This window comes from Proteiniphilum sp., assembly GCF_040307845.1.
Classification (GTDB): Bacteria; Bacteroidota; Bacteroidia; order Bacteroidales; family Dysgonomonadaceae; genus Proteiniphilum.
The window spans coordinates 58,686-81,236 of record NZ_JAWRIS010000016.1 but is presented as its reverse complement, the minus strand read 5'-3'; the positions used below and the strand labels follow the sequence as shown (position 1 = coordinate 81,236).

At 44.8% G+C, this 22,551-nt stretch carries 15 protein-coding genes; 5 read left to right on the top strand and 10 right to left on the bottom strand.

Going from position 1 to position 22,551, the window contains the following annotated elements:
- Nucleotides 1–117: 117 nt before the first annotated feature.
- From ABV001_RS03550 to ABV001_RS03535, 4 genes are read right to left on the bottom strand one after another with little or no spacing between them, the layout of a single operon-like run.
- Complete coding sequence (locus tag ABV001_RS03550) at nt 118–2,397, bottom strand: endo-1,4-beta-xylanase (RefSeq protein ID WP_352421550.1); 2,280 nt, start codon at nt 2,395–2,397, stop codon at nt 118–120.
- Between the two features lie 33 nt (nt 2,398–2,430).
- Nucleotides 2,431–3,831: a glycan-binding surface protein gene (locus ABV001_RS03545; protein WP_352421549.1), complete on the bottom strand. Its 1,401-nt coding sequence runs from the start codon at nt 3,829–3,831 to the stop codon at nt 2,431–2,433.
- Nucleotides 3,832–3,851: 20 nt separating this feature from the next.
- Nucleotides 3,852–5,540, bottom strand: coding sequence for a RagB/SusD family nutrient uptake outer membrane protein (locus ABV001_RS03540; protein ID WP_352421548.1), 1,689 nt, complete (start codon nt 5,538–5,540; stop codon nt 3,852–3,854).
- A 19-nt stretch (nt 5,541–5,559) separates the two neighbouring features.
- Entirely contained in the window at nt 5,560–8,712 is a 3,153-nt protein-coding gene (locus ABV001_RS03535) for a SusC/RagA family TonB-linked outer membrane protein (protein ID WP_352421547.1), read from the bottom strand.
- Between the two features lie 474 nt (nt 8,713–9,186).
- Here ABV001_RS03535 and ABV001_RS03530 point away from each other — a divergent pair, with 474 nt between their 5' ends.
- The gene (locus tag ABV001_RS03530) at nt 9,187–9,951 is read left to right on the top strand and encodes an NUDIX hydrolase (RefSeq protein WP_352421546.1); all 765 of its coding nucleotides are present in this window, start codon (nt 9,187–9,189) and stop codon (nt 9,949–9,951) included.
- A gap of 96 nt (nt 9,952–10,047) precedes the next feature.
- On the opposite strand, the gene rho is transcribed toward ABV001_RS03530, so the two are convergent.
- Together rho and ABV001_RS03520 are read right to left on the bottom strand one after the other, a co-directional pair.
- Nucleotides 10,048–12,006, bottom strand: a complete 1,959-nt coding sequence (rho, locus tag ABV001_RS03525; RefSeq protein ID WP_352421545.1) for a transcription termination factor Rho — start codon at nt 12,004–12,006, stop codon at nt 10,048–10,050.
- A gap of 611 nt (nt 12,007–12,617) precedes the next feature.
- The gene (locus ABV001_RS03520) at nt 12,618–13,667 is read right to left on the bottom strand and encodes a DUF6340 family protein (RefSeq protein ID WP_352421544.1); all 1,050 of its coding nucleotides are present in this window, start codon (nt 13,665–13,667) and stop codon (nt 12,618–12,620) included.
- Between the two features lie 284 nt (nt 13,668–13,951).
- Here ABV001_RS03520 and ABV001_RS03515 point away from each other — a divergent pair, with 284 nt between their 5' ends.
- From ABV001_RS03515 to ABV001_RS03505, 3 genes are read left to right on the top strand one after another with little or no spacing between them, the layout of a single operon-like run.
- On the top strand, nt 13,952–14,824 hold the full coding sequence (locus tag ABV001_RS03515) for an electron transfer flavoprotein subunit beta/FixA family protein (RefSeq protein WP_352421543.1): 873 nt from the start codon (nt 13,952–13,954) through the stop codon (nt 14,822–14,824).
- Between the two features lie 18 nt (nt 14,825–14,842).
- The gene (locus tag ABV001_RS03510; RefSeq protein ID WP_352421542.1) at nt 14,843–15,868 is read left to right on the top strand and encodes an electron transfer flavoprotein subunit alpha/FixB family protein; all 1,026 of its coding nucleotides are present in this window, start codon (nt 14,843–14,845) and stop codon (nt 15,866–15,868) included.
- 1 nt (nt 15,869) lies between these two features.
- Entirely contained in the window at nt 15,870–17,588 is a 1,719-nt protein-coding gene (locus ABV001_RS03505; RefSeq protein WP_352421541.1) for an acyl-CoA dehydrogenase family protein, read from the top strand.
- Nucleotides 17,589–17,954: 366 nt separating this feature from the next.
- Here ABV001_RS03505 and ABV001_RS03500 read toward each other — a convergent pair whose 3' ends face one another.
- The gene (locus ABV001_RS03500) at nt 17,955–18,299 is read right to left on the bottom strand and encodes a HigA family addiction module antitoxin (RefSeq protein WP_352421540.1); all 345 of its coding nucleotides are present in this window, start codon (nt 18,297–18,299) and stop codon (nt 17,955–17,957) included.
- A gap of 7 nt (nt 18,300–18,306) precedes the next feature.
- A complete protein-coding gene (locus ABV001_RS03495) occupies nt 18,307–18,624 on the bottom strand; it encodes a type II toxin-antitoxin system RelE/ParE family toxin (protein WP_352421539.1) in 318 nt (105 codons plus the stop codon).
- A gap of 176 nt (nt 18,625–18,800) precedes the next feature.
- Here ABV001_RS03495 and ABV001_RS03490 point away from each other — a divergent pair, with 176 nt between their 5' ends.
- The gene (locus tag ABV001_RS03490) at nt 18,801–18,902 is read left to right on the top strand and encodes a YfbK domain-containing protein (protein ID WP_352421606.1); all 102 of its coding nucleotides are present in this window, start codon (nt 18,801–18,803) and stop codon (nt 18,900–18,902) included.
- A gap of 215 nt (nt 18,903–19,117) precedes the next feature.
- Here ABV001_RS03490 and ABV001_RS03485 read toward each other — a convergent pair whose 3' ends face one another.
- Nucleotides 19,118–20,992 (bottom strand): AMP-dependent synthetase/ligase, encoded by a 1,875-nt coding sequence (locus tag ABV001_RS03485; RefSeq protein ID WP_352421538.1) that lies wholly within the window; start codon nt 20,990–20,992, stop codon nt 19,118–19,120.
- 218 nt (nt 20,993–21,210) lie between these two features.
- Nucleotides 21,211–22,371: a substrate-binding domain-containing protein gene (locus ABV001_RS03480; protein ID WP_352421537.1), complete on the bottom strand. Its 1,161-nt coding sequence runs from the start codon at nt 22,369–22,371 to the stop codon at nt 21,211–21,213.
- Nucleotides 22,372–22,551: the final 180 nt, after the last annotated feature.

The window sequence follows — 22,551 nt, the reverse complement described above, 5'->3', positions numbered from 1 at the left end:
TGTTTTATCCGTTCTTTTTTTAGGTTTTCATTTATGTAAAATGCAGGGCAAAGATGACGGGATCTTTGCCCCACATTTGCTTCTTATACGACTTCAATGCAAGAGTTCATTGTCTTCCTATTCCTCCTCGTCGGGATATGCATTCACATAGTCGTCACCGGAGAAATCCTCACTTACATCGCGCCCGGCCAGACCGTCGCAGAACCCTTTATAGGCATGTTTCCGTCCATAGTCTTTGTTGAACAAATTGGGACTTTCGTCGGGTAGCCAATATTCATGCTCTCTGGGATGATCCGTCAGCGTCCAAATGGTAATACCTGAACGTTGGGATTCCGGTACATGTTTGAGGTAAGATTCGGCGATGTACTGGTAGGTCAACGCCTGTGCTTCCAGTTGTCCGGCACTTGGAGTGGCAGTGCCTAAACGCACATCCAGCTCTGTTACACGCACTAATTTTCCGGTATTGGCCATTGTCCTGAACATATTATCGACATTGTTTTTGAATGTGGCGGTCGTATCGGCAGATACGTGCATCTGCGTACCGATGCCGTCGACTACCTGTCCGTTGTCTTCAATGTATTTTACAAAATCAATCAAGGCATTCAGTTTTGCAGGATTGCTTTCCAGATTATAATCGTTGACGAAGAGCTTGGTACCGGCAGGAGCATATTTATGGGCATACTCGAATGCTTTCGTCGCATATTCCTGACCGATGTAATACCCCCAGTAGAAGTGATCGGATTCCCAATTCAGTTCCAATCCGTTATCTTCCACAGGGTGGGAGTCTTCACTCATAAAGTTCCCTCCGATGCCGCGCCATTGGTTGTTATCGGCAATCGGCTCATTGATCACGTCCCATGCTTCCACATGGCTACCGGTGTGTTCCAGCATGCCTTTGATCCACGATTCCATCGCACCCAACAAAGCTGCTTTCTTTTCTTCGGGTGTTTTGTACACATAGGTGATGCCTCCCGCTGCCCTGGTGGATCGGGTTGTTGAAGTTTCTTTCTTTTCTCCGAATTTGATATTATCTACATAATAAGTTCCGGCTGTTTTTCCAAAGTTGATACAAAGACGGCTCATCCCTTCTTTCGTACAAACAAATTCTCCTTCGATGGGTATCCATGTATTAACGACAGTTTCACCGCTTACATACCCTTCACCGTCATAAGATGTTGGATTTTGAACCTGAAACGTAAAATCCGGATTAACTACCGTCGCTTTTACCATGGCCGAGTACATATATGTTTTCCCGACTTCCAATGCTGCCGGTAATGTATAGGCTGTTTGGGCACTCCAGGAATCCGCATCACTGGGATTAACCATCACCATGCTATAATCGCTGTTATACCCTTCTCCTTTCTCCGAGACAGAACGGGTTGAACTATTCCCCCATCCTCCCCATGTACCGATCGTACCGTTTTCGAAGTAGCTGTCTTCACCCAGTAGATTGATCATTTTCTCTTCAATCTTCTTACCGAATTTGAAATTGTCTATATAATAATCTCCGGCAATTTTACCAAAATTGATCAATACCCGGTTTACGTTATCGAAAGAACAAGTAAATTCACTCTGACATAGCACCCAGGAGGTTCCGACGTCAAACGTGCTGTACCCTTCCTGACTTCCGTAAGACTGATTGTTTTGCACCTGCACCTGCAACTGCCCGGCGGGGGAATTCGATCTTGCCATAAACTGGAATACATACGTAGTCCCCTCTTCCAGATATCCCGAAAGGTCATATGCAGCCTGTGCACTATAGGCATTGGCTTCAGCAGGATTTGTCAGAACCAGGGCATAATCGCTTTCATACCCTTCTCCCTGTGCAGAGATATTTCTCGAAGAACCATTTCCCCAGGAACTCCAGGGATTGGTTGTACCGTTTTCAAAATCGGAGTTTTCAATGATATTTTCCAGCACATCGTCGGGGTTCGTTTCGATAACCACATCCGGAGCAATCAGTGATTTCAGATAGGCTTGCCTTTGCTGCGTATGCCAAAGTAAAGTGTGTCCGTATACTTTCATGTCAGCCGGAAGGGCGTTGAGAAAAGCGTCAATGGTCGTAAAGTCCAAATCGCCGTTATTCCTCACGACCGAAGAATGTTTCATGGCGTTTCCTGCCACAATCAATTGGAAATTATCGTCCACGACCTGTTTATAGGAAGGATCGCTTATATATAATTCAGCGCCACATCCGATACCGACCGTCATGCCGGCCGGTACATAGGCTTTGATAAAATCGTAGTTGGCTATTTTTTCAGCCAGATTCAGAGGAATTTCCGAAAAGTCGACGGAATTATGCCCGTCGGGTGTTTTCCATTCCATAACCTGATCATCACAACCGGTCAGCATAAGTACGCCAACCACTATGGGTAGAATGATTTTATGTAGTTTCATTATTCTTATTCTTTAATTTGTTACAGATTAAGCCTATTCGGTCTCGTCTTCGGGATAATCCGAAATGGTAATACTCTTGCAAGGCACCACACGCCAGTTGTCTACATAGATACGGGTATTAAACGTGGTGGCCGTCACAGTCACGCCCTGGTATGTGAAGTCCGTATTCACAAACCCGATCCCGAAATTCCTGTACGTGGAAGCGTTGCGTTCGTCTACGACATCCTTGAAAACAGGCGTTTCCTTATTCTCGATCTGTGCCGCATATTTCCTGAACTCACTGAAAGGGATGGTTACGGTCTGCCAGCCTTCCGTTTCAAAGGGGACCACCTTCCCGTCCTGTATCCAGGGAACGTAGAAAGCAACCTGTTTGGAGTCAGCATCATCATCGGAGCCGATACCGGAGAAGTTGAAATTATTGAACAGTACGATCTGGAGCTGTCCGGTTCCGGTCCATGCTTCGGGTACATACACATCAAACTGGAAGGCAACCTCTGTGAGAGGAGTCGTGGCGGGGATGTAGGAGTACATACGGCTCCAGTCGTCTGCCGGATCATCATTTCCTGCCGTCCAACATTCAGCTGCACGTGGTTTACCGGGGACAATTCCTCCCGCAGTAATAAGACGTTCGGGGACAAATTGCACGCTCTTGCCCCGGCCGCTGTTCAGAGGATCATTCACCAGGTCTTCGTCGTTGACCATGGAACCGGTCTCGCTCCAACTCCAGAATCCCTGTGAACCGTTGCCATCGAAATCGAGTATGATACCCCCGGTACTGTTGAAATAAGCCGGAGTGGCTGCTGTGCCGTTGGCGCCTTCGGAATAAATCGAGCCTCCTTCGGTTACATCCGATGGCATTATAAATGAATACCATTCGCCATCTTCATCATTCTCTATACCGCTTGAGATCTCGGTTCCATCAGGAAGGATGATCTTCGTGGTCTCATGGAGCCCTCTACCGTACACATATACTGTTTCCCCTGCTTTCGGCAAGGTATTGCTGACACTCGTCACCGAGGGAGAGGCGGCCCGTATGATAAAACTGTAACTGGTCTCCGTTCTGTCTTTTACAAAACGGATGATGTCACGTACATCCGGTTCCGCATCCACAACGGGTGTACTGCTGTTGATCTGGATAAGTATGGAATTATCAGTTACGTAAGCACGGTTGAAATATGTATCATACCCATTGATGTAGACCTTCTTCATGCCATACAATCCTTTCCCTTCCACACGGATCAACTGGCCGAGACGTGCGAAATCAACTGGACGGTCAGGGACTGAAGATTCATGATCTTCCAGATAGATCTGATCGATCACGATCGGTGTGTCCTGGTATTTGCTGTCAAAATATTCATCATCGGCATTACATGCAGCGAACCCTACGGACAAACATACCAGCCACAATAGCCATATATAGTTTGAATTTTTCATATCCTTTTTATTTCAGTTGGTTAGTTAAACAAATCAGAAACCGTAACTTCCTTTTCTCCGAACTCATACGCTACGGGATCGTTATTCAGGAGCGGATTCCGCCCGCGGTCCACATCTGATATGGGCAACACCAGGTTAGCGGCCGTGGCAACGGCAACTCCTGTCCCGTCACCGGTTTTGGCATATTGGCTTTCCTCGGTTTCATCCCATTCGTAACCGGCATTTCTGTCCTGGTTATTCAAATAGTTGACTACTTCCTGCTGCTTGTAATAGGCACGCCGTACAAGGTCATACCAGTATTGGCCTTCCAGGGCCAGTTCGATGCGACGCTCATACCGGAGATCTTCGTAGGTGATGGATCCCAATGCCGGCATACCGGCACGTTCGCGGATCAGGTTGACATACGTGAGTGCGGTAGCGTCACTGGTAGAAGCGGCGTTTCCCAGAACGGCTTCGGCAAGGTTCAGATACACTTCGGCAAGACGCATCATATACGTATTGAGTCCGCTGCTCTGTTGATAGCTCTGTCCGTTATCATCGATCTTTCCGATCACATATTTCTTGATGTTGCACTTTTCTTCATATCCACTTTCGGTTTCATTGTAGGTGTAGCCACCATTCTTCACATTCAGGTCCGGATATTCCGCCCCGACCGTGGCGATGGTATAATGACGGCGGATTCTGTCCCGTTTGTCATAAGACCGGACAAGGTCATAGGACGCATAAGTAGCATTCCCCCAATTGGTCTCGCCGACCATGGTGGACCAGGAAAAGAAGGCCGGCATAGGATTATTGGCTCCCCAACCGATCGCGTCGGTGCTGCCCTGCAGCCACTGTAACTGGAAAATGGATTCGCTGTTGTTGTTGGTTGTGGATACGGCAAACAGGTCGCCGTAATTGCCGAGCAATGCATAGGGGCCTTCTTCTATGACTTTCAATGCTGCTTGCCGGGCAAGATCCAGATAATAGGGATTCCGTGTGCCCCGGTTAAAGTCGGTAGCAATATTAGTACCGTTGTATGCACCTTCCGTGGTTAATCCTGCCATGGAGAGGTAAACGCGGGATAGTATTCCATAAGCGCTGTAACAGGTGACACGTCCTTGATTCGAAGCTGTTCTTGACAGATTGACTGCGGCATATTCAAGATCACGGATCGCGAATTCGATTACATCCACACCGCGATGGGCGGGAACCACGGAATTATTCACCTGTTCGGCCGTATTTTCGTAAATGATGGCTTTGCCCCACAATGAACCGATATACCAGTAGGCCAGCCCCCGCATAAACCGTGCTTCGGCATAGGCCTGGATTTTAGCGGCTTCGCTGACTTGCGGACCGGAATACTGCCGGATATTATTGATGGCGTAATTGGACTGCGCCACAACAGAGTAGAGAGACCCCCAGGCTTCTTCCAGCCCTTCGCTCAGGGCTGTTTCGGTGAAATTGGTATAAGGATAGATATAGGGGGACCAACGGGCAGTGATGTTGTTGGCGCGGCCGTCGCCCATCCCATAGTAGAACTTTTCATTGAAACTGTGCCACACATAATTGTATAAGGGTGCGGTAGCCGCTGCTACAGCCTTGTCGCTATCGAAGAACGTCTCCTGGTTGGCGTTTGTGGTATTATCGTGTGTCAGGAAATCTTCGCAGGAAGTGACTGCAAGGAAACCGCTCAACGCCGTTATGATGAATATTGTACTATTTTTCATTGTATAATTCTTTTTAAATTCAGAATGAAACATTTAATCCAAAGGTATAGATACGGGGTGAAGGATAACGTCCGTAATCCACACCGGTCATTAATGCATCTCCATACATGGAGCCTACTTCCGGATCAAGTCCCTTGTATTTGGTCCATGTATATATATTCTGGATGTTGGCATATATCCTCACATTGTTGAGGTAAATCCTTTTAACCCATTTTTGCGGGAGCGTATACCCCACAGAGATATTCTGGAGACGGATGTACGAAGCATCCTCTATCAGCAGGTCACTCACACGGGAGTAATTATTATTCGCATCGGACTCCTGCAGGGCAGGCATTGTTGCGGAACCGCCTACTACATGAAGATTACGGTAATCTTCCGCCGGCCCGTTGGGATCAATCAGGTCGACTGTGGCATAATTCAACGAAGATTTGAGGATATTGGCATTGGAACGTGGATCTTCAATCCGGTAACGGGTCAGGTTCAGTGCCTTGTTACCGTAAGAGCCGGAGAAGAATATCGTCAGATCCAAGCCTTTGTAAGAAAAGGTATTTCCGATACCGTACGTGAATTTGGGTTCCGGGTTGCCGATAAACGTCGCATCCTCATTATTGATCTTGCCGTCGTTATTGATATCTTCGTAGATATAATCACCAATCCAGGTACTGCTTTTCGCAATCGTATTGCCTTCGGGAATCGCCACTTGTCTTACATTCCCATCGGCATCCTTATAGTAGAAATCGGTAGCATCGTCGAAACGCCCGATCACCTTGTAACCCCAGAATTGACCGATAGGCTGTCCCACGGTTGTTTTCGTAACAATATAATTGGTAGAGCTGGGTTGATAGCTCTTTTCGATGGAAGAGTTATCGGTATCGAGTTCGAGCACCTTGTTACGGTTAAGGGAAAACACCAGATTGGAAGTCCACATAAAATCTTTATTCGTGATATTGGTGGTATTCAGGGTAAGCTCAATTCCCTTATTTTCAAGGGAACCGACGTTCCCCCACGGATTCGCGGCCGCTCCCTGTCCGCTTGATCCGAGATAGGCCGGCAAAGGAAGTTGCAGCAGCAGATTATTGGTTTTCTTATAGTAAAGGTCGCCGATAAACTCGATACGGTTGCCGAGCAATCCCACATCGACACCCACGTTATAGGAATAAGTGGTTTCCCATGTCAGTTCCGGATTGGCCGTATTCCCGGTCAATACGCCGGTACCCCAGGGAGTGGTTTTAAAGGAGAGCAATGCCATATAGGCGTAATCGTTGACATTCTGGTTACCGGTTGCCCCCCAACCGGCACGGAGTTTCAAATTATCGATTGTCCTGTTGTCCAGTAAAAATGATTCCTGGGACGCACGCCAGGCGAATGCCAAAGAGGGGAACCATCCCCACTTATTGCCTTCCGCAAATTTGGAAGAACCATCCCGGCGGATCGTTGCGGTCAATAAATAACGGTCGTCGTACGAATAGAAAGTCCGTCCAAAAAATGAAGCAATAGAGTTGGCTATACGCGAACCGGTAGTTGTGGAGGAGGTAATATCTCCCGCACTCAGGTCGGGTGTTGTGTTTGTCAGGAACCCCGTAGCGGTTCCCACCTGGTTCTCCCAATTCGATTGTGACATTTCCTGACCGACCATCACATTCAGCGCATGTTTTTCAGCTAATTTTGTGTCATAAGTCACGATATTCCGCCACGACCAGTACCGGGTATCGGTCTTGGTCCATCGGGAAGTGCGTGTATCACTTGTCTTGATACCGAATTGGTAATCGGGCTGATAATAATAATATTTATTGAAGTTGTAATCATACGAAAGTTCGCTCCTGAAAGTCAGTCCTTCATACAAAGCAGCATCCAGATAGGTATTGAACCGAAAATTGGTTTTCTTGTTATTATTGGTGCGGATGGAAGCAAGGCCGACGGGATTATCCGGCATCCAGACATCGTCCGGCCCGTCGAATGAACCGTCGGGAGATGTGACCGCCACGGTAGGCTGTTGAAGCAATGCACTCATAATCGTATTATTATCGGTGCCGACATCTTGTTTAGATTCGGCAAAAGAGAAATTCACACCGCCACGTAACCATGACTTAATCTGGGTGTCGATATTCGAACGCAGGGAAAGACGACGGAAGCCGGACCCCAGGGCAATACCGTCCTGATTAAGATAACCTCCGTTGAAAGCATACGTTGTTTTTTCAGTTCCTCCGCTTACAGAAAGATTATGGCTCGTCATGACTGCTTTACGAAACAGTTCGTCCTGCCAGTTTGTCCCTTCTCCCAAAAGGTCAGGGCGGACAAAAGCACTACTTTGATCTACAAGTCCCAATGCTGCACGGTTGTTATGATGGACTGCATACTCCCTTAGATTCAACATTTCTAACTGCTTAGGCATTTCCTGCCATCCCGCATATCCATCGTATGTAACGATTGACTCGCCGGCCTTTCCCCGTTTCGTGGTAATCATGATCACACCATTGGAAGCACGCGCACCGTAAATAGCTGTTGCGGAAGCATCCTTTAATATATCCATGGAAACAATATCCGAAGGGTTGATACTTGAAAGCGGATTATTACTTTCGCTGTCGGTCGATGAATCCACGATGACCCCGTCTATCACGAAAATGGGCTGATTGGTGGCATTCAGTGAATTAGTACCCCTGATACGAATAGCCGAACTCGCGCCCGGAGTACCCGAGTTTGCCTGTATCTGCACCCCGGCGGCACGTCCCTGTAAAACCTGGTCAATGGATGTGGGGATTGATTTTTTAATGGCCGCGTCCGTCACGGAGACGACTGCACCTGTTAAATCGCTACGTCTCATCTGACCGTAGCCAACCACTACCAGTTCTTCCAACAATTCGGTATCTTCCTGCATCACTATATGCATGGTTGTTCTCCCATTTAACGCAACCGTTTCCGGACGCATACCCACATACGACACTTCTAACGTCGCATCGGAAGGTACATTCGACAGCGTAAAATGGCCCTCTATATCGGTAACCGTACCAATCGATGTACCTTGTACCTGAACGGTTACGCCAATAAGAGGCTCACCCTTTGTGTCGGCAACCGTTCCTCTCACAGTTATGCCCTGGGCAAACACATGTTGGGAAAATGCACACAGGAGTATGAACAAAATCCCTTTGAATAGATTTAAACTTTGCTTTTTCATCTCATTTTTTCATTTGTTTAAATTAATAAATCCTGTACTAATCCTATACTACAAGCATCTATCGGTAATAGATTAGTAAGTGTATATATTACCCTCTATGTTTCATATTGTTCATGCGCATCCCTAATCGTTTATCTTTTTGGAGGCAGTTTTTTTAGATAATCACCATTCCCATCTGAAAAAAAATAGACCTATTTTCTTAATGTATTATATACAATAATAAATTATTGTATATTTTTAATTATCAATTGATTAAATTGTATATTCGTCAAAGTATAATTTATTAATTGAAATTACTTATTGTAAAAAATACGTATATTATTAGTATTATATTTTACAAAGGTATTTATTTTATTCAAACACATTACAAAAATAAACATAATAGATATTAAAATTAAATTGATAGTTAATTTTGAGTATTATTTTTGTCTGATCCAATTTATAGCATAATTTTGTATTGAAATCAAGAATCTTATGACAAACGGTAAATTGACACAGGACACCCTTCACACATTGGCCTATAATCCCCACGTTTCTATCGACTGTGTAGTGTTTGGTTTTGATGGTGAGAAATTGAAAATACTATTGATTGAACGGACGATCAGTGAAGTAAACGGAAACTACAGTGATAAAAAATTGCCCGGAAGTATTATATATCAGGATGAGGATCTTGATACGGCAGCCACGCGTGTTCTCTATGAGTTGACGGGCCTGAAAAATATCTTTCTGCATCAGTTCCATAGTTTCGGGGATCCGGCAAGAACCAGTAACCCGAGGGATAAAAATTGGCTGGAAAGAACTACCAATACAAAAATCGGGCGTATTGTAACCGTGGGTTATCTGGCATTAATAAAAATCAGCCGGAAAATCATATTCGAGTCTGAAAGCACGACCGCCCGATGGTATGATGTCAAGTCGCTTGCCAATATGAAACTCGCTTTCGACCATAATCAGATTGCGGAAGAAGCATTGAGGCATATACGTCATCAGGTAATGCTTCAGCCTAATATGCTTTTCGAACTGTTGCCGCGAAAATTTACAATGACACAACTCCGCAATTTATATGACCTAATACTCGAAACAAAATCAGATGTGCGTAATTTCCAAAAGAAAGTGTTACTCATAGACGGTCTGGAACAGTTGGACGAATTCCAGAAGAATGTGCCTTACAGGGCTCCCCGCTTGTACCGTTTCAATAAGAGAAAAGCTAAACTGGCGAAGCTCAAACCGGGTTTTTAGATACGAGCCACAAAAAACGCAGCGGACTTCACTGTCCGCTGCGTTTTTTTGAGTATATCTCATCTCTCTTTTAGAGGAAGGATCTATTTTCAATGATTAATCATTCATTGAAATAAGGAACTCTTCATTGCTTGAAGTGCGTCTCAGGCGAGTCAGCAGGAATTCCATTGCTTCTACCGAATTCATATCCGACAGGAAGTTGCGGAGTACCCACATGCGGCTGAGTGTTTCCTGCGACAGGAGCAGATCGTCACGACGCGTGCTCGATGCGATGATATCCACAGAGGGGAATACCCGCTTGTTGGAGAGTTTGCGGTCGAGCTGCAATTCCATATTACCGGTACCCTTGAACTCTTCGAAGATCACATCGTCCATCTTGGAGCCGGTTTCGGTAAGTGCCGTAGCGATAATGGTCAGTGAACCCCCATGTTCGATATTACGGGCGGCCCCGAAAAAACGTTTGGGTTTGTGCAGCGCATTGGCATCCACACCTCCTGAGAGGACTTTCCCCGAAGCCGGCTGCACGGTGTTATAGGCACGGGCCAGACGGGTAATGGAGTCGAGGAGTATCACTACATCGTGTCCGCATTCCACCAGACGGCGGGCTTTGTTCAATACGATCTCGGCAATTTTCACATGACGGTCTGCCGGTTCATCGAAGGTAGAAGCAATCACTTCCGCATTCACGCTCCGTTCCATGTCGGTTACCTCTTCAGGTCGTTCGTCGATCAACAGGATGATCATATATACTTCCGGATGATTGTCGGCAATAGCATTGGCAATATCTTTCAGCAACATTGTTTTCCCTGTTTTGGGTTGCGCCACGATCAGGCCGCGCTGACCCTTTCCGATAGGGGAGAACATATCGACCACACGACAGGAGAGGTTATCATTATGACCTTTGGTGAGGTTGAATTTCTCGTTGGGGAAAAGAGGTTTCAGGTGGTCGAAAGGTACACGGTCGCGCACATCATCAGGATTGCGTCCGTTGATGTTGTCCACCTTTACCAGCGGGAAGAATTTTTCTCCTTCTTTAGGCGGACGGATAGGGCCTTCTACCACATCTCCTGTCTTCAATCCGAAGAGACGGATCTGTGATTGCGATACATATATATCATCGGGTGACGACATATAGTTGTAATCGGAGGAACGGAGGAAGCCGTAGCCGTCGGGCATGATCTCCAGTACGCCGGACGCATTGAGTATGCCGTCGAAATCGTAACCGGGATCTTTGTCCTTTGATTGTGGGGCTTGAGCCTGAACCTGAGGTTGTACCGGAGTCTGGTGAGCCTGGGACTGTTTGTTTTGTTGTGCAGCAGGCTGTTTGGGTTGCAAAGGTGAAGGCGAGATAAGATCCATCATGGAAAGTTTGCCGCCCGACACGGGTGCCTCTTTCGCCGGTACATCTGTTTTTTCTTCAGGTGCTTCCTCTGCCACTACCGGGGGTAATGTGACGGGGGCAGGCGTACTCTTTTCCTCATTCCTGTGTTTTGATGAGCGAAAGACCAACTGGATGGGTTTTCCGGATGCCTTTGGAGCGGTTCCTTCTTCAGGTTTTTTCTCAGGGGTATCGGCCTTTGCTTCAGGAGTCTCCGCATTCTTTGTGGGGATTGTCTGGATGGTTGCCACTTTCACTTCAGGCTGGGTACTTGGGACACTATTTTGTGTAACCTGAGCTTTCTCTTCTGCCGGAGTGGATTCTTTCCTCATTAATTTGGGTTTCTCGGCAGGCTGTACCTGTTGAGGTTGGCTTTGGGGCTTTGTCTGATCTTCTTTTTTATCGATCTCCTTTTCCTTGGGGGCCTCTTTTTTGTTGGCAGCTTTGCTCCTCTGATTATTTGTTTTATTGTCGGGACCTCTTCTTGATGGGTAACCTTGTTGGTTACTTCCCTCTGTACCCAGTTTTTTTGTTTCGGCAATTGCCTGTTCATCTAGAATTTTATAAATGAGTTCTTCTTTCTTGTATGCATCAGGGCGTCTTATACCCATCTCTTTGGCAAGAACTCTTAATTCTGTTGTGAGCTTTTCATTAAGCTCAATAATGTTATAAGCCATGTAGATGTATAAAATTCGTTATGGTTTTTGAATAAATATTGTTATTGATATATAATAATGCTTTTGTGAATCCTTTTTCTATCTTCCTTCACATATTTCAAAGTGTATACAAGTTTGCCCTTAGTTTTGGTTTGTCGCCAGTTGAACCTTGCTTTGATGGAATTATTCCGATAAGCGAATACAAAGGCAAAACGGGTTTTGACTATGTTAATCGTAGAATTGAAAATCGAGGAGCGCAGGCGACTCAATTGTCAGCTGAGGAGCGTAGGCGACTCAATTGTCAGTTGAGAAGCGCAGGCGGCTCAATTATCAGTTGAGGAGCGCAGGCGACTCAATTATCAGTCGAAGAGCGCAGACGACTCAAATAATGCAATAAAAAAAACAACTAAGTTTACTTGACTATGTCGAATACAGAAAAAGTCTGATAAGAAAAAGTATAATGTTATTGAACAGTAGTTATGAGTAAAATTACTGTTATAAGATTTGAATGCAAAGATAGTCTTTTTTTTAATATCCCAGAAATTAAGTATGTGTTTTTTTGTTTTGGATAGAATTAATCCGAAAAAAGAGATTTAAATTCCTTTTTTCGGATCACTGGATGGGTTTTCTCATTAAAGTTCATCCATATTCAATCTGTTGGAATTATTGTTTCGTCTTTCAATTTCATTTTTGTAGAGCATTGATCTCTTTCTCTCCAAAGAGTTAGGAGCTGTGGACTCAATGAACAGGCTGTTTGAAAGGGCTGCCCATTCCAGTGCACGTTCCATATCGTCCATCATCTCATAGGCCAGTGCAATGTTGCTTGCCGCTTTGGCTTTATCGTTTTTTTTAGAACTGTTGTTATAGAATGCCTCCCATTTTTCAATCGCTTTTTCCCATTCCGACTTTTTGGCATAATTCTCCCCTTCCCGCATCAATGAATTGGATAAAGTGTAATACCATCGGTCCTGCATCTCCCAATGGGGCGCAAATACATAGGTCATCTTTTCTGCGGCGTTCACCGCCAATATTTTTATCGCTTCTTCACGGGAAGGAAGCATAATATCGGCATAAGCCTTTCCGTCCTGGATATCAAATCCTTCCCAATGGAGGCTGTCGGTGTATTGTACGGCAGGAATTTTTCCTTCCATAGTAGGCATATATACACGGAGGATGGAATATATTTTTCCTGTCATGTCGGCATAAGTATATCCCTGCTGCCTGAAATGGTCTCTCTTTTTAGTTTCAATGACCAGCTTGTCGAGAGAGATAATTGCATCGGCTCCCGTTTCCCTTCTGATCCTGTTCATCGTTTCAGGATCGACTGGTTTTTCCCGGAAGAAATCATTATCGTTCCTCAGCGGTTCGCTGTAATGCATCACCCATTGGAAATAATCCTCTTCATCCATGAATTGCGCCAACGCTTCTGTATAAAAAACAGCGGCACTGTCGGAAGAAGCTTTAACCCTTTCTGGTTGTGTGTGCCCTATCGGTATACTGTCATGTCCTACCTCATCCGGTTGCTGTACTACATTATTAATAATGGCTATTGAGAGCACATTCGAAGGCAGGTTCACCTGCGCCGGTTCACGTGTTTCCACTGTCAGGTATTTAATTCCTGCGCAACTGCTCATCATTAGAGCCAGGAGGAGAGTTATCAGAAAGGATGTTATCTTTTGCATACGATGAATATTTACCGCAAAGTTATCATATTTCGTTCATATTTACAGAAAAACAAACATTTTCTGTAGAAGCTTTTCCCCGTAGGCTTGTCGGAGATATATTCCAAGCGGACCCCATTGCGAAGTCCACTCTTATAGAGATGGGTTTCTTTCGGTTTGGTTTAATGGGTTGTTTCAATTTTTAGAAAATTGATAATGGAGCGGCAGGCATGGCAAATTTTGTGTATATTTGTCCCCTCAAAACATGTATAACATCTATAGGAGATAAACTAATCTAATTGAGTATGGCATTTAATATTATTGTGTTGGCTAAGCAGGTTCCCGATACACGGAATGTGGGGAAGGATGCGATGAAAGCCGACGGAACTGTAAACAGGGCGGCACTGCCTGCCATTTTTAATCCAGAGGATTTGAATGCGATGGAGCAGGCATTAGACATCAAGGACCGGTTTCCCGGTTCAAAAATCACGGTGCTGACTATGGGGCCGGGACGTGCTGCGGAGATCTTACGCGAAGGACTGTTTCGCGGCACCGACGATGGAGTATTGTTAACCGACAGGGCATTTGCCGGTGCAGACACCCTGGCTACTTCCTATGCCTTGTCGATGGCGGTCCGTAAGATCGGGAAATTTGATATCATTGTATCGGGACGTCAGGCCATTGATGGTGACACGGCACAGGTTGGCCCTCAGGTGGCTGAAAAACTGGGGATTCCACAAATCACCTATGCAGAGAATATTGAAAAGATTGAAAACGGTAAAATAACCGTGAAACGCCGCTTGACGAATGGTGTGGAAGTAGTGGAATGCCCCCTCCCTGTGGTCATTACTGTGAACGGTTCTGCCCGCGCATGCCGTCCGCGCAACGCGAAACTGCTGTTGAAGTATAAACATGCCAAAACCGTAACTGAACGTCAGGCTGAAAATATCGACTATATAGATATCTACAGCAGCCGCCCCTACCTTAATCTCACAGAATGGAGTGTGGACGATGTGGAAGCCGACAAGGAACAATGCGGTCTTTCCGGTTCTCCTACCAAGGTGAAGAAGATAGAGAATGTGGTATTCCAGGCCAAAGAGAGCAGGCAGCTTACCGACGACGATGTCGATATCGAAGAGCTGATGAAAGAATTGATAGATAGTCACACGATTGGATAACAGGAGGAATTGATAAACATGAACAACTTATTTGTATATTTGGAAATTGAGGAGGGGATAGTAGCCGATGTGAGCCTGGAACTACTGACCAAAGGGCGCTCGCTTGCCGGCCAGTTGGATTGTAAACTCGAAGCGATTGCCGCCGCATCCGTTGCCGACCTCGAAAAAATTGAAGAACAAGTATTCCCTTATGGTGTGGATGTGCTGCATCTCTTTAAAGATGATCGCCTGTCGCCATACACCACACTGCCACATACTTCCATCCTGGCAGGGCTTTTCAGGAAAGAGCAACCACAAATTTGCCTGATGGGTGCCACCATTATCGGCCGCGACCTGGGGCCACGCGTTTCATCCCTCCTGGGCAGTGGGCTTACAGCCGACTGTACCTCGCTTGAAATCGGCGATCATGAGGATAGGAAAGCAGGGAAGACTTACAAAAATCTGCTTTACCAGATACGTCCCGCCTTTGGTGGTAATATTGTGGCATGGATCATTAATCCCGATTGCCGTCCACAGATGGCTACGGTACGTGAAGGGGTGATGAAAAAAGAAATTTTCGATCCTTATTTTAAAGGAGAGACGGTAGAACACAATGTGGCCGATTTTGTGAAGGAGGATGATTTTGTGGTTTCCATTATCGACCGCCATATCGAGAAATCGAAGGTGAATATCAAAAATTCACCCATCATCGTCTCCGGAGGTTATGGCGTGGGATCGAAAGAGAACTTCCAACTGCTTTACCAGCTTGCCGACGTACTGGGGGCCGAAGTAGGTGCTTCACGTGCGGCAGTGGATGCCGGCTTCGTGGAACATGAACGGCAAGTGGGACAAACGGGAATTACCGTCCGCCCCAAGGTTTATATCGCCTGTGGCATATCCGGACAGATACAACACATCGCCGGCATGCAGGACAGTTCTATCATCATTTCTATCAATAACGATCCCAGCGCTCCTATCAACTCCATCGCCGATTATGTGATTACCGGAGAGATAGAGAAAGTGATTCCAAAGATGATCAAGTATTATAAGAAAAATTCGAAATAAGATGGCAAACTTTTATACCGATACACCGCAATTCCGTCATTATCTCCAGCACCCGCTGATGAAACGGATTGTGGAATTGAAAGAGAGAAACTACGCAGACCGGGAGACTTGTGACTATGCTCCGATGGATTTTGAGGATGCGATGGACAGCTACAACAAAGTGCTGGAAGTGGTGGGCGAAATCTGCGGCGATATCATTGAACCGAACTCCGAGACGGTGGACCAGAGCGGCCCTACTGTGCATGATGGACGCGTGACTTATGCGGCTGCTACACAGGAGAACCTCGACGCGCTTAACAAAGCGGAACTGATGGGGATGGGACTTGCCCGTAAGTATGGCGGACTCAACTTCCCGATGGTACCCTACATGATGAGTGCCGATATTGTCAGCCGTGCCGATGCCAGCTTCCAGAATATTTGGATGTTGCAGGACTGCGGTGAGACCATTTATGAATTTGCGGATCAGGCCCAGAGGGATAAATACCTGCCGCGCATCGTGAAAGGTGAAACCATGTCGATGGACCTTACCGAACCGGATGCCGGATCGGACCTGCAGGCGGTTATGCTGAAAGCGACTTATAACGAGAAAGAGAATCAATGGTATCTGAACGGTGTGAAGCGTTTCATTACCAATGGCGATGCCGATATCCACTTGGTGCTTGCGCGTTCCGAAGAGGGAACCAAAGACGCCCGTGGCTTGTCGATGTTTATCTATGACAAAAGAAATGGCGGTGTGGATGTACGCCGTATCGAGAATAAGATGGGGATCAAGGGAGCACCCACCTGTGAGTTGGTATACAAAAATGCCAAAGCCGAATTGGTCGGGACACGCCGGATGGGTCTGATCAAATATGTGATGTCGTTGATGAATGGCGCCCGTCTGGGCATTATGGCCCAATCGGTAGGACTTTCCGAAGCGGCTACCCGTGAGGCGTATGACTATGCTTTGGAGCGTCGCCAGTTTGGCAAGGCCATTATCGAGTTCCCTCCGGTATATGAGATGCTTGCCAATATGCGTGCCAAGACCGATGCAACCCGTGCTTTGCTTTATGAAACCTGCCGTTTCGTAGACATGTACAAAACGCTGGAAGATATCAGCCGGGAACGTAAACTGACTCCGGAAGAACGGGATGAGATGAAACATTTCTCCCGTCTGGCAGATGCTTTCACGCCACTTGGAAAGGGAATGAGCAGCGAGTATGCCAACCAGAATGCGTATGATGCCATCCAGATCCATGGAGGTTCGGGTTTTATGAAAGATTACAAGTGCGAACGTCTCTATCGTGATGCACGTATCACTAATATTTATGAAGGTACTACCCAGTTACAGGTGGTAGCAGCTATCCGCCACGTCACCACCGGCACCTATCTGCAACAGATCAGGGACTACGCTGCAATGCCTGTGGTACCCGAACTGGAGGCGTTGAAGCGTGACCTGGCCAATATGGCGGAGATCTATGAGAAAATGGTAGAGGCGGTTACTTCAACCAAAGATGCCGATTATCTCGATTTCCATGCGCGTCGTCTTGTGGAAAGTGCCGCCCATATCATTATGGGACATCTTCTTTTGCAGGATGCCAATAAGGAGCCGGAACTGTTCCGTCGCAGTGCGGAAGTCTATATCCATTTCGGCGAGATAGAAGTGATGAAGAACTGGAATTTCATCTCAAAATCGCGTATTGAAGATTTGGGCTATTACAAGCCGGTCATCGGCGAGTAACTACTTGCTCTTTCCGGATATTGATAAAGCGGGGGAATTGGGTTTCTCCCGCTTTTGTCTTTCAAGAGAGCATATCTTATTGACAGATAATCAGTACAATGCGTTGGCTGATTTGCGGGTTTTTTCAGGGATACCCCATTATACACTCATTGATAAGAATGGACATATAGTATTGAAAGATGCTCCACGTCCACTCCAGAAGGAGAAATTGATTATGGAAATAAATAGACAAATCAACAAATCTGAAATGATACAGTAACAATCCAGATTAGGACCAGTGATGAAAAAGAACATTATGGCAAAATCAGTAAAGTAGATTTTATAAAGCCGGGGAGGAATTAAAACTTTTTCTACGTGAAATAGAGATCACAATACCGCCGATATTTTCCGGACGTTATTCAACTTCTTGATGAAATTAATATTTCGTTTGGTAACGATCATGTTGTATCGCGCCTGCATTTTCAGCAAAGGTTCTGCAGGTATATCCAACACGGCTTCTACAAGCAGCGCAAATTCGGTACTCAACGCTCTCTTTCCGTTCAACACTTCGTTGAGTTGGGTATAGGGTACATTCATTTCTGTGGAAAGTTTACGTTGAGAGATGCCGCGATAATCAATTTCATCTTTCAACACTTCGCCCGGATGCGTAGGATAAGCCGGCTCCAGGTTGTTTGCTATCATATTGGGATCAACTCCGTGAATGGTAATCATATCTGATCTATTTATAATGGTTTGACAATTCTACGATATTACATATTGTGGCAACCGATTGATCGCCTATTGTTTTTTCTTCAAATTCAATCAGATATTGGTCGTTCACTCTTACGGATGACAATCCAGCTTTACTGCCTTTCAGTTGTTCATAATGCAAACCATTGAATTTTTTTAGCGCCAATGTGTCGGGTTGGTCAACCATAATATCGATAACGCGTATATATTTGCGAATGATAGCGGGTTGAAACCGATGCCTCTTGTCATTTGTTTTACCCGTATGGTACATTTCTTTCAAATATTTCTTTTCAAAAATAATTTCCATATCGTATTATATTGACGGGGTAAAGATAGTTATTATTTTACATATTCACAAAAAAGTGGATTTTTTTTGCGGATAAATTTTGCGAATCAGCATACTTAACCCATATTCCTTATTGCAGCTGACTTTAACTCAAAAAGATTGATAATGCAGCGCAGATACAGAAAGTGTTTGCCGAAATGGTAGAGGCTTACCGGCTCATTGGCTATGAAAACCGCAAGATGAAAGACGAAGAATTTGAAGATGGTAAAGGATTTGGCCAATTCATCCCTCTCTTATGATCCGAACGGATACCGGAAAGAATTTGTGGAATTGATAGGAAAAATCAAGTAAAAATAAGCATCTTTGTGCAGCATTTCAATATGTTGTTTCGTCAATATATAGAGATGCACAAAAAAGCAGTTCTTTATATTCAAGATTATTTTGATGAATTAAGGCAATTGACCAGATCTGAAGGGAATGCAAAAACTATTTGTAATATTGTTTCTTGAAGCACTCATAATAGTTTCTTCAACGCTTCCAGGTTATCCGGTGAAGTAGCCTGTTTCCCTTCAGGGGTATAGAGCGACGCAATTCGTGAAGCATACGTTTCATATACCTTATGCTTCACGATCTTCATGGTGGAGTTCACTAATCCGTTCTGTTCGGAAAAAGGTTTTTCTATAATGGCAAAGGCGGAAGGAATCCATCGGTGCGGGAATAAACCGTCGTGTTTACCACCGCTGCGATACTCGTTTATCGCTTTTTCTATCAGAAGCGCCGCCTGTTCCGGATCGGCATTCATCTTCTTCAGTTCCGACGCATTTGGCACGATCAGGGCTGTGGTATAAGGACTCTGATTGTTGTAAAGCACGCACTGGTCGATAAAGGGGGATGTGGAGATAATGGACTCTTCAATCCCTTCGGGAGAGAATTTCTCTCCATCGTCACTAATCAACAATGATTTGGTGCGTCCGAGCACATAGAGATACCCATCTTCATCGATATATCCCATGTCGCCGGTGCGGAGCCATCCCTCCACAATAGTCTCTGCGGTTGCCTGGGGATTTTTCCAGTATCCCTTCATCACATTGCCGCCACGGATGATAATTTCGCCCTTTTCACCAATAGGCACTTCATTGAGACTGTCGTCCACAATCTTGATATCCATATGGGGAACCGGTCTTCCCGAGGATCCCAGTTTATGTGCATATTGACTGTTCGCCGAAATAATGGGGGTGGCTTCCGACAATCCATACCCCTGATACATGGGGATACCGATGGCGTAGAAGAACCGTTGCAATTCGATATCGAGGAGCGCTCCGCCGCCGATGAAAAATTCCATATTGCTGGAAAATGATTGTCGTATCTTGGAGAAAATCAGTTTATCGTAAATGGAGAGCATCAAGCGCCCACGTCCTCCCTTGTTATATCCTTCCTTGTTATAAGCATAAGCGGTTTTGAGCGCTCGCTTGAACAATGAAACGGTAAATTTGCCTTTTTTCTCTATCTCCGCCTCTATGCTTTTCCTGAAATTGGCAGCAAGCGCCGGGACGCTCATCAATAAATGAGGGTTAATGGCCTTAATGCTTTTGGGTACGTTTCGTAAGATTTCCATGGGTGTTTTTCCCATGGCGACAGATGCAATAGATGCCCCGCATTTCATGAAAGTATAGATGCCGGCCGTATGGCCGAAAGAGTGATCCCAGGGTAATATCAGCAGTGTGCGGAAATGAGGAGGGATGCCGTGGAGAATATCCACCGCCTGTTCGGCATTACATACGTAGTTGCCATGGGTAAGCATGATCCCTTTCGGATTGGCAGTCGTGCCTGACGTATAGGATATGTTTGCCAGTGAATCGGATTCCACACTCTCCATCCTCTCCTTCAAAGCGGATGGATTGGCATCGATGAATTTTTTTCCGTCTTCAATTATCGATTCAAATGATAACTCGTCATTTTCGGGATTATCATCCGGATCCATTAATACATAATGCTTTACGGTGGTAAACAAACTCTTCATCAGACGCAGTTTGGCTATTTGCTGGTCTGACGCCAGTATCGCCACACACTCGGAGTGGTTGATCCGGAAACTCAGGTCCTGTTCGGTTTGCAGTTTTACTGACAGAGGTACACTGATCGCCCCGGCATGTAGGATACCCAATTCGCCGATTACCCAATTGTTCTTTCCTTCTGAAATAAGCGCTATACGATCACCTGCCTTAATACCCAATGCCATGAGGCCCGCAGCGAATTGCAGGGTTCGTTCTTCTACTTGCTTGTAACTTATGGATGTATATTGTGTACCCTTTCTTGCTTCGTATAGATAAGGGCGATCACCGTATTTTTCGACGGCTTCTTTCAGTATATCCAGAATGGTTTTGTTTCCCATATGATTATATTTTTACAAAAAGTATGAAACCCCGCCGGGTATATTATGTCCGGGATATTTCCGATTTATTTTGAGTGGATACTTAAATTGCGTTTACGGCTGCAAATATACTATTTTTTTTTACATGGAAAATTTTCATTGACAGGACATTGTCTGTTTGAAAATCAATACGGGTAATCTTTAAGAAGGTATATCGATTTAGTTTTATGATAGATAGACTATTTATTGACCTTTGAGAATTTTTTGCGGAAATTCAACGGTGTATGGCCGGTATTTTTTTTGAAGATCCTATAAGCATTTCTTATATCATTAAAACCTGTTTCAATAGCAATATCCAAGAAACTTTTCTGTGTGGTTAATAATTCGAAGGAAATATGCTCTATTTTCTTTTCCAGAATGAACTGGTAAATGGAGGACCCCATGGTTGCCTTGAATTTCTTTTCAAGATTTCTTCGACCAAGCGGAACAATTTGCGTTAGATGATCAATTGAAATATTTGTTTTGCAATTTTTTTCAATATATTCTATTACCGTTGTGATGTATTTGTCTGAGATATTATATTTCTCCGTAGATTGCCGCTGTTCGATATGTAGAGGCTTTTTGACTATATTGAAAGGAATATTCTTCTTATTTACAATCTGGGCATGAAGTTTTTTCCCGGTTATATACCCGATATTTTCGTCATCGGTTACAATGGACGAGATGGATGGATAAGATAAGTTGCAAATAAGTTCGTCATTATCAACGCCGAGTAAACACAACTCATTTGGAATATCAATGTTGTTTATTTTACACATCTCTGCCACCTGAAGGGCAAAATAATCATCACACGCGAAGACAGCAACAGGTTTCGGGAGCGACGACAACCATTGATCCAATTCTATATGGCTGCTACTCCATTGGCTGTTTGTTAAATATTCCGATTCAAAGTAATAATAGTTACCTCCTAATTTTTCTACTTCTTTCCGATATCCTTCAGCCCTCCCTTTCGACCAGAGGAAATTTTTATTGCCGTAGAAAGCGAAATTTTTAAACTTTTTCTTAGCAAAAAAATTAGCCGCCATTGCACCCACTTCCATGTAATCACCGGAAATTTTTGAAAACCATTCGGCGTCATCTTCATAGTTTTGAAGGAATACAGGAATATCCAGTTGTCTTAAAAATTGAATTTCGTTGTATTCCCATTGAACAAAGATTGCATCGATACCCCAATCCCTGATCCGTTCTATAATACCGGCTTCTCCGTACAGCACTTTATAGTACAAAGGTAATCGATAAAATATCCAGGGACCGTTTTCATGCGCATAGCGGATCAGGCCGTTCAGAAAACGACGACTGAATTCAGTGGCGGAATCTATAAGTACAAGTATTTTGATCATTATAAAGAATTCCTTTGAGCAGGTTTAAATTATTAATTCAACAATCCCCATCGTATATTGTTCCATAATCATCACTTTTATAATAAATCTATTCGTAATAAGCCATTAAGTTTTTCGTTAATTATCTTATATGAGGCCAAATCCTACCTCTATCTTTGTGAATGAAATAACAAAATTCTA

What these genes read in the sequence shown, in the direction of transcription:
- ABV001_RS03550 (WP_352421550.1), bottom strand. Translation starts at nt 2,397, where the DNA reads ATGAAACTACATAAAATCATTCTACCCATAGTGGTTGGCGTACTTATG.
- ABV001_RS03545 (WP_352421549.1), bottom strand. Translation starts at nt 3,831, where the DNA reads ATGAAAAATTCAAACTATATATGGCTATTGTGGCTGGTATGTTTGTCC.
- ABV001_RS03540 (WP_352421548.1), bottom strand. Translation starts at nt 5,540, where the DNA reads ATGAAAAATAGTACAATATTCATCATAACGGCGTTGAGCGGTTTCCTT.
- ABV001_RS03535 (WP_352421547.1), bottom strand. Translation starts at nt 8,712, where the DNA reads ATGAAAAAGCAAAGTTTAAATCTATTCAAAGGGATTTTGTTCATACTC.
- ABV001_RS03530 (WP_352421546.1), top strand. Translation starts at nt 9,187, where the DNA reads ATGACAAACGGTAAATTGACACAGGACACCCTTCACACATTGGCCTAT.
- rho (WP_352421545.1), bottom strand. Translation starts at nt 12,006, where the DNA reads ATGGCTTATAACATTATTGAGCTTAATGAAAAGCTCACAACAGAATTA.
- ABV001_RS03520 (WP_352421544.1), bottom strand. Translation starts at nt 13,667, where the DNA reads ATGCAAAAGATAACATCCTTTCTGATAACTCTCCTCCTGGCTCTAATG.
- ABV001_RS03515 (WP_352421543.1), top strand. Translation starts at nt 13,952, where the DNA reads ATGGCATTTAATATTATTGTGTTGGCTAAGCAGGTTCCCGATACACGG.
- ABV001_RS03510 (WP_352421542.1), top strand. Translation starts at nt 14,843, where the DNA reads ATGAACAACTTATTTGTATATTTGGAAATTGAGGAGGGGATAGTAGCC.
- ABV001_RS03505 (WP_352421541.1), top strand. Translation starts at nt 15,870, where the DNA reads ATGGCAAACTTTTATACCGATACACCGCAATTCCGTCATTATCTCCAG.
- ABV001_RS03500 (WP_352421540.1), bottom strand. Translation starts at nt 18,299, where the DNA reads ATGATTACCATTCACGGAGTTGATCCCAATATGATAGCAAACAACCTG.
- ABV001_RS03495 (WP_352421539.1), bottom strand. Translation starts at nt 18,624, where the DNA reads ATGGAAATTATTTTTGAAAAGAAATATTTGAAAGAAATGTACCATACG.
- ABV001_RS03490 (WP_352421606.1), top strand. Translation starts at nt 18,801, where the DNA reads ATGGTAGAGGCTTACCGGCTCATTGGCTATGAAAACCGCAAGATGAAA.
- ABV001_RS03485 (WP_352421538.1), bottom strand. Translation starts at nt 20,992, where the DNA reads ATGGGAAACAAAACCATTCTGGATATACTGAAAGAAGCCGTCGAAAAA.
- ABV001_RS03480 (WP_352421537.1), bottom strand. Translation starts at nt 22,371, where the DNA reads ATGATCAAAATACTTGTACTTATAGATTCCGCCACTGAATTCAGTCGT.